This is a genomic window from Marinicrinis lubricantis, from assembly GCF_042658665.1.
In the GTDB taxonomy this organism is placed as follows: Bacteria; Bacillota; Bacilli; order Paenibacillales; family KCTC-33676; genus Marinicrinis; species Marinicrinis lubricantis.
In genome coordinates this window covers 32,931-45,513 of sequence record NZ_JBHSQV010000010.1, presented here as the reverse complement: position 1 = coordinate 45,513, position 12,583 = coordinate 32,931, and the positions used below count along the sequence as shown (strand labels likewise).

General features: G+C 47.1%; 13 protein-coding genes. 6 read left to right on the top strand and 7 right to left on the bottom strand.

Going from position 1 to position 12,583, the window contains the following annotated elements; all coding sequences use genetic code 11:
- Window positions 1-84: 84 nt before the first annotated feature.
- The 3 genes from ACFPXP_RS01775 to ACFPXP_RS01765 all read left to right on the top strand — a co-directional run bounded on the left by ACFPXP_RS01775 (window position 85) and on the right by ACFPXP_RS01765 (window position 3,044).
- Window positions 85-1,077 (top strand): alpha/beta hydrolase, encoded by a 993-nt coding sequence (locus ACFPXP_RS01775; protein ID WP_379891807.1) that lies wholly within the window; start codon window positions 85-87, stop codon window positions 1,075-1,077.
- Between the two features lie 208 nt (window positions 1,078-1,285).
- Complete coding sequence (locus ACFPXP_RS01770) at window positions 1,286-1,846, top strand: RNA polymerase sigma factor (protein ID WP_379891805.1); 561 nt, start codon at window positions 1,286-1,288, stop codon at window positions 1,844-1,846.
- Complete coding sequence (locus tag ACFPXP_RS01765; RefSeq protein WP_379891803.1) at window positions 1,833-3,044, top strand: hypothetical protein; 1,212 nt, start codon at window positions 1,833-1,835, stop codon at window positions 3,042-3,044. The genes ACFPXP_RS01770 and ACFPXP_RS01765 overlap by 14 nt, the downstream gene beginning before the upstream one ends.
- Window positions 3,045-3,152: 108 nt before the next feature.
- Here ACFPXP_RS01765 and ACFPXP_RS01760 read toward each other — a convergent pair whose 3' ends face one another.
- Window positions 3,153-3,377, bottom strand: coding sequence for a DUF1128 domain-containing protein (locus ACFPXP_RS01760; RefSeq protein WP_379891801.1), 225 nt, complete (start codon window positions 3,375-3,377; stop codon window positions 3,153-3,155).
- A 255-nt stretch (window positions 3,378-3,632) separates the two neighbouring features.
- Here ACFPXP_RS01760 and ACFPXP_RS01755 point away from each other — a divergent pair, with 255 nt between their 5' ends.
- Window positions 3,633-4,643, top strand: a complete 1,011-nt coding sequence (locus tag ACFPXP_RS01755) for an FUSC family protein (protein WP_379891799.1) — start codon at window positions 3,633-3,635, stop codon at window positions 4,641-4,643.
- 60 nt (window positions 4,644-4,703) lie between these two features.
- Here the strand turns inward: ACFPXP_RS01755 and ACFPXP_RS01750 are convergent, their stop codons facing one another.
- The 6 genes from ACFPXP_RS01750 to ACFPXP_RS01725 all read right to left on the bottom strand — a co-directional run bounded on the left by ACFPXP_RS01750 (window position 4,704) and on the right by ACFPXP_RS01725 (window position 11,157).
- Window positions 4,704-5,219, bottom strand: a complete 516-nt coding sequence (locus ACFPXP_RS01750; protein ID WP_379891797.1) for a DUF2179 domain-containing protein — start codon at window positions 5,217-5,219, stop codon at window positions 4,704-4,706.
- A 79-nt stretch (window positions 5,220-5,298) separates the two neighbouring features.
- Window positions 5,299-5,979: an SOS response-associated peptidase gene (locus ACFPXP_RS01745; RefSeq protein WP_379891795.1), complete on the bottom strand. Its 681-nt coding sequence runs from the start codon at window positions 5,977-5,979 to the stop codon at window positions 5,299-5,301.
- 106 nt (window positions 5,980-6,085) lie between these two features.
- Window positions 6,086-8,494, bottom strand: a complete 2,409-nt coding sequence (locus ACFPXP_RS01740; protein ID WP_379891793.1) for a beta-propeller domain-containing protein — start codon at window positions 8,492-8,494, stop codon at window positions 6,086-6,088.
- A 176-nt stretch (window positions 8,495-8,670) separates the two neighbouring features.
- On the bottom strand, window positions 8,671-10,041 hold the full coding sequence (locus ACFPXP_RS01735) for an MATE family efflux transporter (RefSeq protein WP_379891791.1): 1,371 nt from the start codon (window positions 10,039-10,041) through the stop codon (window positions 8,671-8,673).
- 263 nt (window positions 10,042-10,304) lie between these two features.
- A complete protein-coding gene (locus tag ACFPXP_RS01730; protein ID WP_379891789.1) occupies window positions 10,305-10,628 on the bottom strand; it encodes a dehydrogenase in 324 nt (107 codons plus the stop codon).
- A gap of 70 nt (window positions 10,629-10,698) precedes the next feature.
- Window positions 10,699-11,157 carry a hypothetical protein gene (locus ACFPXP_RS01725; RefSeq protein WP_379891787.1) on the bottom strand — a complete coding sequence of 153 codons (459 nt, stop codon included), beginning with the start codon at window positions 11,155-11,157 and terminating at the stop codon, window positions 10,699-10,701.
- Window positions 11,158-11,346: 189 nt separating this feature from the next.
- Between ACFPXP_RS01725 and ACFPXP_RS01720 the strand changes: the two genes are divergently transcribed.
- Together ACFPXP_RS01720 and ACFPXP_RS01715 are read left to right on the top strand one after the other, a co-directional pair.
- Window positions 11,347-11,913 carry a thioredoxin family protein gene (locus ACFPXP_RS01720; RefSeq protein ID WP_379891785.1) on the top strand — a complete coding sequence of 189 codons (567 nt, stop codon included), beginning with the start codon at window positions 11,347-11,349 and terminating at the stop codon, window positions 11,911-11,913.
- A 14-nt stretch (window positions 11,914-11,927) separates the two neighbouring features.
- Window positions 11,928-12,548 carry an MBL fold metallo-hydrolase gene (locus ACFPXP_RS01715; RefSeq protein WP_379891783.1) on the top strand — a complete coding sequence of 207 codons (621 nt, stop codon included), beginning with the start codon at window positions 11,928-11,930 and terminating at the stop codon, window positions 12,546-12,548.
- Window positions 12,549-12,583 lie beyond the last annotated feature (35 nt).

Sequence of the window (12,583 nt, the reverse complement as noted above, 5' to 3'; positions counted from 1 at the left end):
TTAACGTACTGGAAACCCGGCTCAATTCGACCTGTGAATTCAATTTGTAGTAAAATAACGGAAAAGAAGTAAAGGGGAATCATCATGATCGAACGAGATTCCATTGGCACGGATGCTCACAGCTTCAAGAAAGGAAAAGCCGCTGCTTTCGCGGCTTCAGCGCTCACCGCTGTCGCGGCGGTGGCAACCATCGGTATTTCCGTCTTCGTAGGGCTGCGCATGACGAAAAAGCCGCGAAAACCTATCGATGACCATCCCGATAAGCATGGCATGGTCTACGAAGATATTCATTTTCTCAGCCGGGATGGCAGGACCGCCTTGAAAGGCTGGGTACTCGAACCGCTGGATGGCAAGGCGAAAATGACAATTATTTTCTCCCATGGTTATGCCGGCAATCGCCTTGAGCCTAATGTGGGCTTCATGTCTTTAAGTCAGCGCTTCATACGGCGAGGCTTCCGCGTCGTATTGTTCGATTTTAGACGCAGTGGAGAATCCGGCGGGAAGACGATTACGATTGGTACGAAGGAAAAGCTGGACTTACTTGGTGCGATCGATTGGGTCAAACGTCATGATCCAGGCACACCCATTGGACTATACGGGATTTCAATGGGGGCTTCCACGTCCATCTTGTCCGCGGCAGAGGAACCAGCCGTCATCGCAGTTGTAGCCGATAGTCCGTTCAGTGATTTGAAAAGCTACCTTCGTGAAAATTTACCGGTGTGGACGAATTTGCCTCATTTTCCTTTTACACGAGTGATGATGTCGACGATTCCGGTATTGACGGGAGTGAAGCCGCACGAAACAAGTCCGATTTCTGTCCTTGACAAGCTGATTCCCCGCAAAGTATTGTTCATTCACGGCAAAGGAGATGCGGCGATCCCTTGCTCGGAGAGCCGCAAAATGGCTGAATCCTTCCCAGAGCACTTTGAGCTGTGGTTGACGGATTGCGGGGGACATGTCAAAAGCTACGAAACAGATCCAGAGACTTATGCCGAGAAGGTGATCGCTTTTTTTGATCAGCAGCTACAGGGAATTCAAGCGGTGAAATCTGAGCTGCGGCCCTCGTTAACGACATGAATCCAATGTTGAAATCACCTTAAATGAAAGCTGTCCATCACCGGACGGCTTTTTTTCAATCATCGGGCGACCTCTTCATAACTGAAAATAAACTTAAAAATAATGACGAAAGAACCGAGACTCTCTCCTGCAAATAGTGTTTAATTATATGAGGAGATCGAACCGAAGACGGAGCTGTCTCGTCAATAAGTAGGAAGAGGTGAAAACGTTGGATTCCAATGCGAATTGCGAATATTTACGCTACATATCCGATACCGCGGATCCTAAGGAAGTTCTGCGGGAATTAATGATACAGTACGGCAACGATGTATGGAACTATGCCTATAGCATGACGAGAAAATGGGAGGTTGCTGACGATATTTCCCAAGAAGTTTTTATCAAAGTGTATAAAAATCTGTTTACGTTTCGAAATGAGGCATCCGTGAAAACGTGGCTGCTCAAAATTACACGGAACACGGTGCTTGATTATAAAAAGTCTGCTTTTTTTCGCCGGGTTACACTCGTAGATTATATATCGGCCAAAGGGACGGAATCTTCCGCCGAAGCGGAGGTAATCGAGAAGATGGCTGTGAACGATATTTGGAAGCAGGTGTTAAAGCTTCCTCCCAAATATCGCGAGGTGCTCATCTTATACGGACACTATCAGCTGTCTATGAGGGAAATCGCAGATCTTCTCGGCGTCAGTGAAGGAACTGTCAAATCAAGGCTTCACCATGCAAGAGCGAAAGTAATCAAATTGAAGGAAAGTGAAATACATGGATCGGCATGATATCAATATTAAACAGCAAATGTCTTCCGGACCGCTTCGCAAAGAAGGGTTTACCCAAGAACTCATGCATAAAATCGAAAAACGGATTGATCAGCAAAAACGGCAAAAAAGGACTTGGCTTTTTGCTATTTCCGGTCTATGCTTTGCTTTGTTTGCTGCTATTTTTGTCATTCAGCCGTATCTGCAGCCTCAATCAGACTCGTTAACGACGATCAACGCTTCTGGCACGATGAACGCGTCTTCCGGATCCACTCAGATGATGGGTCAGGCTGAAATGAAAACGGCATTGCTGCTTGCCTTGCGATCAGATCATCCTTCGGATGAAAATTATCCCCAGGAATACAGCACGTATCGTACGATACTGATTGCCGGTAAATCGAATAAGGCAGAACAGGTTGCAGGAGGAAGCGGTCTGTTGGTACCCGTGGGACAGGATTTTTGGAGAATTGACAATGCTGTACTGGAGCCCATGAAAGACCAGCAGCTTGAATTGCTGAATGCATATCCCGTGAAGGAACCATCGGCTTCTGTATCGCTGACCAGTGATTTGACGGAGTATAGCCGCATTTCGGAGAAAGTTCTGTTTGCCGGAAATCAGTATATTTCGATTGCCGAGACGAAGGTAACCAAAGACGGCTCCAAGAACCATAAACTAAAGGTTCTGGATATCAACAGCTTGGAACGTACCCCTTATCATGAAAAGGAGTCAGGACTTTCCTTGCAGGAGCTGCTATACAGTTCAGACCTGCAGCGGATGAAAAACGCTGTGAGGAATAACAGAGAAGAGAGCGTTGCCTTGAATGCCGACAGTTCATGGGGAATCGCGAGGCAGCCAGGGAAGTGGAAGGCACTGAAGCAAATGGAGACGACAAGCTCAGAGGATAGGAAAATCGTATTGGAGGAACTGAAAGTGCCGCTTCCATACAATCTCGTATCCTATGATGTGCTTTGCTGTTCATGGCAGGAAATAAAACAAATTCAGCCTGCAGCGGTGGATGCACTCTCCTCGCCGGATAAGGATGTCGTGGTGATTTTGACTCAGACTCAGATCATCGTGTATCCGTATCAGAACGGGATCGTGAATGATCCAATGTTGAATATTTCCCTGCAAGAAGGGGAGAAGCTGGTTATGGCTCATTGGGCACTGCCTAATTACGTGGAAAAGTGGAAGGTAGAAGTGACAGAACAGCTGAAGTGACCTATCCACGAGATGATTGTACAGTATAGCTGTCCGTATAATAGCGAAAACCCCAGGCTTTCTGCATCATGCGATGCTTGCCTGGGGTTTTTCGCTGCCTGTTGGGTTCTACGTTTTCCTTAAGCGTCCCAATTCGGATACAATGGCTTCCATTTCGGAAATGCTAAAATTGGATTTGGAAGAAACCATATCATAAATGTCTTTCAGGTCATCATACTGTTCTTCGTCAAAATGGGATGGCTTGATGGCGGCGAGCGACACGACTTTCAGCTTTTTTTTAATTTCCTCGATCATATAGTGGGCATGCTCTGTTGACTTTTGGTTTAAATCCATGCGTTTGCACCATTCCTTTCTAGCGGAAGTATTGTATGCGAATGACAGTTCGATGTTCATGAAACAATATGAATACTAGTATTGTACCAAAACGGACCAGCAAAAATGAATATTTTTTCAAAAGTGCAGCTGACTTTAAAAAGTGTCTCGTCCAGTAAGGGAGTGTCCCATTTCTTTTGAAGAGATGAAACCTTTTCGATTCCCCGTTATAATAATGAGCATATGCAGTTTTCTGGAACAAGGAGGGGAAGCCAATTGAGACTGGGTGGAAGAATGCTGAAGACGGGGTTGGCCGTTGTCCTTTCCCTTTACATATGTGAATGGCTCGAGCTGTCGCCGCCTCTGATTATGGTCATTGCGGCCGTATTGACGACACAGCCAACGATCTATCGCTCGTTTAAATATTTTATTGAACAGCTGCAGGCAAATACGGTAGGGGCGGTGCTCGGTTTAGTCGGTGTCTATTTGCTGGGCAGTCATCCGGTTGTGACCGGCCTGGTTGTTATCATCGTCATCATTGTCAATTTGTTCTTAAAGCTTGATTCCAGTATCGGTTTATCGATTTTGACCGTCATTACGGTGATGGATGCGCCAAGCGGAGCGCTGAATCGGTTCTTGTTAATTATGATCGGAATTGTTTTGGCGATCGTGATCAATGCCTTAATTCTGCCCCCGAATTACGACAAAACGATGCTTCAGCGGATTAAGGAGTTGAATGAACGAATTTCTTTGCTGCTGCGAAATATGGTTGAGGGTGTATTCGACGAAAAATCGTTTCGGGAAGAGAAGGAACGGCTGCAGCATGAGCTGAAAAAAGCGGATGATCTGTATGAGCTGTTAAAGGAGCAGACAGGGTGGACGAAGAAAAAACGGCGCGAGCTGAGTGAAAAGGCGGTCATCTATAAGTATTTTTTAGAGGTGCTTCATTTAGAAATGAAGAGCTTGACGTCCTTCAGGCGAGATGGAAAGAAGCAATTAGAAACAGAAATCCAGGATAATATATTCGCCTTAACCCAGTATTATGAAATGATTTTTTTGAAGTTCGAAGGCAATGTAAAGGTGAAGCAGAGCAGCACCCGTAATGAACGGGTTATGGTAGAAAACGAGCAGCTGATTGAGAAGCTGGTCTCCGAGGGGGGGCTCCATGTGGATTCCATTCGCTATTTAACCGTCGTAGCAACGATCATGGAGCTGTCTCAGGAGTTAAAGCGTCTAGATCTCTTAGTGTCCAACTACCGAGACTTAAAAAGTCCCCCGTCAAAGTAGGCATGCATTGAATATCACTTCGGCGGCTTTGACGGGGTTGACCCGCTGGAAGCGGAACATTTATCTGAGGCGGCGGGTCCAGAACCCTCCTTTAAAAAACCGAGGTTCATAAGAGATATAAAAAGCTTTTGGCGCAATTTCATTCACTGTCGCTATGAGCTTTTTTTCATGGCTTCTTTTGGCCAGCACCTGCATCACGAGACGATGGCCGTCGCGTCCGTCCGCGAGCCAGCTCGTTACTCCAAAGCCTCTTTCCCTGAGTGCCGCGGGCAGCTTTGAAGATTCTGAATCCACGACGATTTGAGCTGTTACATATCCGAGTGCAAGCCATTCTTCAATTTTGCTGCCGAGGAATACGCCGAGACCGAATCCGATACAGTACGCTGCCAAGTTGATCGGCTCATCGATGTTATCCAGGACAATATTGAGACCCATCAAATAGACGAACACTTCCACCATACTGATGGCAGCGGCAAGTGACCGGTAATTCTTCATTACAAAAATAAGCCGAACAGTAAAAAGGGAGACGTACACGATGTTAATGACTGCAATGGTGCCAATCATCATCCAGTTCATGGTTCAACTCCTTAGGATTATTCTTCCTATAGCTTACGCCTTTTGGGCGGCGTTAAACCCTGATGTGGTATGATTTGCATTAAAAAAGCAGCGTTTCGGAAAATGGCTCGATCAGCTGTTTTCCTTCCTGATGGACGGAATTGATCAGCGGGGAAACAGGGATGGCGGTCATGTCGTCAGCGGGATACGCATCCAGCAGTTTAAGCAGCTCCATAGGAGACTCATTCGTATCCAGCCACTTCTGTTCTTCTTCCTCTGTTAAGATGACCGGCATGCGGTGATGTATGGATTCCATGAATGCATTAGGACTCGTCGTTAAAATGGTGCACGTATGATGCTTTTCTCCCTCCGGATCGATCCAAGTATCATACAGTCCGGCGAAACAGAACACATGGCGGCTTTTCAGTTTAATGTGCAGCGGCTGCTTCCTGCCTGCTTCCGTCTTCCATTCGTAAAATCCGTCTGCGGGGATCAAGCATCTTTTACGGAGAAAAGGCTGCTTGAAGGAAGGCTTGTCCATCACTGTTTCAGACCTGGCATTAATGAGCTTGCTGGCGATTTTTTCGTCCTTGCTCCATGGTGGAATCAGCCCCCACTGCAGCTGCCCGGCCCTGCGCTTGCCTTGATGACCGATGACAGCAGTCACAAGCTGCCTTGGAGCGATATTGTATCTTGGTTCATAATCAAACCCGAGTTCCGTTAAGCCTAAATATTCCATGAATTGTTCCGGAGTCAGTGCAAAAGTAAATCTGCCGCACATTGTGCTTTCCTCCTTTTCGAAACGTCCTTCGTTTATTATTGTAAAACAAAAAGGAACCCGATGAAACCTTGGGCTCCTTCTTTAGGTGACAGGTAATGCCATTCCATTACTTAAGCGGAATCACAATGTGATCGCTATCTTTTGTCTTATGTGATAAGGCTGGAACGGACACTTGGCCCAGCTCCGTCAAACTATTCAAGTCGTTGGCCTTCAGCATGGCAGACGAAAGGGTGTACAGCGTATCTCCGATATACAGAATACGGTTCACATGTTTTCGGTAGTCGAATCCATAATATCCCGCCTTTGACATATCGGATTCGTCCAAATGTGAGATGGTTCCGCGAAGCTTAAAGCCTTCTTCAGGTGACAGATGGTATACGTAAGCTCCTTGGAAAGCAAATTCTCCGTAAGCTGGATATCCATAAGGATCGATTTTGTCGCCCTTTACCTCCATCAAAGTGACGGGGAAAGCAAGCAAGTTTTGTTCCCGGTCAAAAAGCAGCGATTTATGATCGTGCAGCAGCTCCGACTCGGTTCCACGATCACCGATCATCACTTTATGAAGTTCCTTCGGATGGGAGACGTCGCTAACGTCGAACAGCGCCATCTTCATCCCCGTATAGAAGGCTTGTGCACTGCCGACTGGGTTTCCATTCTCGTCCTTTTGCTCCACGACAACGGTGTCTTTACCAAAACCGATAATATGGTTTTCATCGTAAGGATGCAAATAATCGCTGTAGCCGGGTATTTTCAGCTGCCCTAACACTTGTGGTGCCGCAGGATTGGCCAAGTCAAGGACGAATAGGGGATCGACCTGCTTGAAAGTGACCACATACCCTCGATCCCCCATAAATCGGACGGAATAAATCCGCTCTCCGGGCGCAAGACCTTCGAGCTTGCCGGTGATTTCAAGGGACGGGCCTAGCACATAGACATGATTTTGTGAGGTCTGTTCTCCGCTTCTCCACGCTTCGCCGGTCGTTGTAGCAATACGGAAAAAGCCCTCATGTTCATCCATCGAAAATTGATTCAATATCGTGCCAGGGACCTCGCCCTGCGTCGTATATTCGATATGCCCCGAGTCCAGCTTGAACTTATACAGCTTCGTGACGGCTGAAGCTGCGGAAGGAACCATCTGATCGCTGGCGATCTTCTTTTCCATGCCTTGACCCGAGGACTTCCATTGCTGCACGGCGACATACAGATGCTCGCTTGAGGCATATACATTTTGCCCGGCGCCGATGAACGCCTCTACTTGCATTTCTTGATTGGTCCGCGCCAAATCGAGAGCCCCAAGCATCAGTACTTTGGATTCCAAGTCTGGTCCAGGGAAGTATTGAATGTCTTGGATCGGCAGCGGCTTCACGTCGGTCTCGATCAAGCTGTCCCGATAAAGCGGTCCGTCCCAAACGTAATCATCCTGCAGGATATGATAAGTGTCTAAGTACTTATTGCTGACGAGGTACAGAGAGCTTCCAATTTTGCGCGAATCGATATAGTGGCCTTCCAGCTCCACCGTTCTGATCGGATTCGGCTTGGCGATATTCTCGATATCGAGCACGATGGCCTGGACTGTACTCGTATCTTGAAATGGAGGATAGATCATGCTTTTGCTTTGAGCGGCATCGGTCTTTCCGGACATCGGCTGTGCCAGCAACCGATAGCTTGTGCCGATGACAATCGCCTGGTTGTTCTCTTTGTCCAGATACATTTCGACGGCATGAAAAGTCTGCTCTGCATCATCGGATGCAGCGGGCTCGAATGAATACTCTCCCGCCAGCTTCATCTGATCGGCCGGGTATGCCTCATAGATGAGCAGCCGATTTTCATTGATTTGATAAATATACTTGCCGTCGGTTTTCACGATGTCTGCTTCATCGACGCCTTGCACTTGTACATTCGTCTCGGAGTAACCGGGGCTGCCCTCACTGCTGCCTGTATCAGCGGCAGCGGACTCCATCGCGACTTCTGCAGTATCCGTCAGCGCGATTCGCTTAAGTTGTCCGTATTGGCTTTCCTGCGACGCTTTAAGCAGCTCTTTAAGCTGAGCGTAAGATTGAATCGTAGGCAGCGGATCGGTATTCGTTTCGATATAAACGGATTTTTGCACGGGGTCCCATGTCCATTCCACTTCTACATGTTCTGCAAGCCATTTTAGCGGCACCATCAGCTTTCCTTCGGAAAGGAATGCCGTACCGGACATCGGCTCTTGAACCCCGTTTACTTGGGCGATACTCTGCCCCGGGGCGATCACAGCGCGAAAAGTTCCTTTCGCAATGATCGTAGTCCCGCCTGTTGCGTTCCATTCGACGCCCATTCCAAACAATAGTCCGAAGCTTCTCAGCGGCACATAGATGACATGTTCCTTCTGCACCGCGTCGATGTGGGGCATTTCGGCTCCGTCCAAGTAAACGGGTGTGCTTAATTCAGACGCATTCGAAGGGGAATAGGCGAGAGGGATCAACGCTAGTCCAATAACAAGCGTGAAAATAATAGGCCACCTAGCTTTTTTCAAAGAAATAACCTCCTCCATCTTTGATGGTTTTGTTGTCACTATAGACGTGCTCAGCGAGCGAAATGTTCCAGCAGCATCATACAAAAAGAAAACCTAATCACACTCGGAAAGAGCCGAGGCGCTAGGTTTTCTTTGTCAACCGATAAAGCTGCATTCATGAACGCGATATAGACGATTCAGGCCTCTGCGGAAGGGGAGTTCGGTTTGCGAATAAAGATCATTCGCTCCCAAATTCTTGATTTCCATCTCCACAGCATGAACAGCCCTCTGAGCCATTCATCCGCGATGTAAGCGAGCCAAATTCCCGCTAATCCCATCTCTAATGTAATACCGAAGAAGTATGCTGCAGGAACGCAGACACCCCACATGAAAATGAGTGCCATGTAAACCGGGAATTTCACATCGCTTGCCGCTCGAAGGGAACTGATAAGTACGATATTGAATGTTCGGCCGGGCTCCAGCATAATCGCAAGCAGCAGCAGATACGTACTGATGTCGATAATGTTTTGGTTGTCGGTGAAGAACCCCATAAGGATGTCGCCGCTGAGGTAGAGCAGCAGTGAAATGACAAGGGCGAAGGCCATGCCGATTTTAAGCCCCCGAATTCCCATTTTATAGGCTCCCTGATTATCCCCGGATCCGACCTTATAAGCGACTAATATTTGGGTGCCCTGTCCGATGGCCCCGGAGAAAATCATGGTGAAAAACATCAGATTCATCGTATAGTACCGTGCAGAGATCGTATCCTCAGAGCCGATCAATGTGATGAAGAAGGTAATGACCAGCTGAGACAGGTTATAGGATAAATTCTCCCCTGCGGACGGAATGCCGATTTTTAGCAGATTCTTGATGTGTATCTTTGGAATCTTTAAATACGTTTTGATGCCTAAAGGATGCTTTACTTTTTTATATAACAAAATAAACATCACGATCATGCCGATAGAGCGGGAGACGACCGTAGAAATGGCAACCCCTTCCACTCCGAGCACTGGCATTCCGAATGGACCAAAAATAAAGAGATAGTTGCCGATAATATTCAAAATATTCATTCCGATCGTGACATACATCGCATCACGCGTAAAGCCGTGAGATCGGATAACGGTAGACAGCGTCATGATGATTGCCTGAACAAAGCTGAAGCCGCCGATAATTTGCAAATATATAAGCGCTTCATCCATTAATGATTCCGGCGTGTTCAGCATTTTCAGGAAGCTTTCACCGAATAGGAGCAGAGAGCCGCTCACAATGAAGCTGAGAAGGAAGTTCACAGTAATGGACACGGATGCGATTTCCTCGGCTTGGCGTCTGTCATTCGCACCGATGCTTTGGGCGATGAGTACGCTGGTTCCAGTCACGATAAAGCTGAAAACCAGGATGACCGTATTTAACACTTGGTTGGACATGCCGACGGCTGCCACCGAGTTGTCCGAGTATTGACTTAACATGATCGTATCGGCATTTCCCATTAATATATGCAGGAACATTTCGATAAAGATCGGCCAAGTTAATGCGAATAATGTGAGTTTTTTAGGGTCAGTTTGTTTCATGATGTGCACCGCCGTTCTAATGTCAATTTTCACATTATAGCACGGCGGAGGAGAGAAGACAGCGTGAAAAAAGAGGAAAATCAATTGAAAATGAATCAAAATAGTTTGATTTCAGCGGTTTAAGAAGTTTGCCATTATCTCAAATGAAATTGCTTCATATATGTAAGAAATAAAACGCTTTATCAAAATGTAAACAATCCCAGATCGTCACCTTTGCCGAAACAAACCCATTAAAAAAAGATAAACTGCTAAAGATCAGCAGTTTATCCTCCGAAAGATGAACGAAATGCAGCGGATAGCTTCGATTTGTCGATTTCCCATAGATCGGCCAGTTCAGGAGCGACGGCTTCCTCGAACCAATCCGCCAGCTTTTTTCGGTTGTTTCCGTTTTCGAAAACCCATATCAAATTGCTCGCAACTTTGCGGAAATAGAGCTGTTCGCCCTGCTCGAGCTTATCCGCAGGGATCCAAATCCCCAGCTTCTTGACGGTTCGATATAATTCTTTATTGCAGGTTCGGCGGATTTTGCGTGCGGAAGGCAGCGCTTGCTGGTGTTTTTCCTTCTGTCCGTGTGGTCCATGCTGCATAACATCCCCTCCTGCTTCAACATATGCCGCTCAGCCTAAGAAGGGGACGTCATTTTTTAGTGAAAAAACATTATTGGACGACCAAGTAACCGACCATGGGTCCGCTGGATTGGTTATCCGTATGCGTGTGACATATGATTTTAAAAATACCTTCTTTGTCTGCTGTGAAGCTGACGACGGTCTCCTCGCCCTTCACTACATTTCCTTGAATGTTATAGCCTTCAATGGTGAAGGGGTGGCTGCTTCCGTTGACTCCGTACATTTTCAATGTAACGAGGTCCCCTTCATTTACGACGATAGTACCTGGATCCCAGCGGTAGGCTTCAATTTTTTGGCCGTCCTTCGTCTCGGAGGAAAATTCGCCAGTTACCATTTCAAATATTCTTTCCTGACCCGCCTTAGCGCCAACCTCGGCACTGAACAGTTCAGCGGATGGACGGGTGAAATAAATGACTGCTGCAATCAGCAGGATCGCCGCACCGACATACAAGTATATTTTTTTGCGGTTAATAATCATAATCTTCGTCATATGCATTCTCCTTTGATTTCATTATTGGTACATGTTATGCAGGGGCTTGTCACGACAGAACAAGCTTTGCGGACATTTTCTATGAAGTTGTTATTGACGAGAGATGCCAGTCTTTGACTCGCTGCCTGTATTTCGATATCGGCATTGGACTATGGTAAAATGTGAGAAACGATAATGGAGGGATGTCAGGTGGCTAAAGATTTATCTCAATACATACGTAAGGGATTAAAACTAGAGCAGTTTATGAAGCAGATGACGAAGAATCAGGAGGCCTTTCGGGATGGGTATGAAAAATTTGCTTGGCCGTCCGACGATGACCGGGAATTTTATGATTCGCTGAAGTTTCGAGATGATCTGAGATGCTTGATATTGGCCGCCGATTGGTGCGGAGATGTCGTGCGTAATGTACCTGTTGTTTTCAAGCTGATGGAAGCAGCGGAGATTGAGACCGAAGTGCTGATTATGGAGGAGCATCTGGAGGTCATGGATCAGTTTCTCACGATGGGCGGAAGATCGATACCTGTTGTCATTTTCGTAGATACCGGCGGTTATGTATTGGGACAGTGGGGGCCGCGACCAGCTCACGTGCAAGAGCCGATGGTCCGCTTTAAGCAGAACAATCCGGACCGCAGCGCGGCTGACTATGAAGACAACCTGAAGCAGACGCGGGAGGAGATCAAGAAGAGGTATGGCGAAGGTACAGGCTACCAAGCGCTGATTGTTACCGAAATTCGTGAGCTGCTTTCATCCTTTTAAGGAGTGATCAAGTGATGCTGAAGATAGAGAAGTTTACGCTGGGGCCTTTGGCGACCAATGCTTATCTGTTAACCAATGAACTAGGTCAAGGGATCGTTATTGATCCCGGTATGAACCCGGATATGCTGCTTGAGCGCATCAAGGATTTGGATATTCAGGCGATTGTCTTAACCCATGCCCATTTTGACCATATTGGAGGAGTCGAATCGATTCGCAAAAGCAAAGGCTGCCCGGTTTATTTGCATCAAATTGAAACGGAATGGCTGGAAAATGCGGAATATAACGGGTCGCTGCTGTGGCCGGAGGTGGGCCCTCCAATTACGACCGATCCGCCGGATGTATGGTTAGAAGAAGGTCAGGCGCTGACATTTCTCGGTGAAACGTTCCAAGTGATGCATACGCCCGGACATTCGCCCGGCAGCGTCAGTTTGCTGTGGAACGATCAGCTGTTTTGCGGAGATGTGCTGTTTCGAATGTCAGTCGGCCGAACCGATCTGATGGGCGGCAGCTCCAAGGAGCTTTACGATTCAATACACGACAAATTATTCATTCTTCCTGATGAGACGGTAGTTCATCCTGGCCATGGACCGGGTACAACGATCGGCTATGAGAAGCAGCATAATCCTTATGTATAGGAACTAAGGGAGACTGCGCAGGACAAGGAGGGATC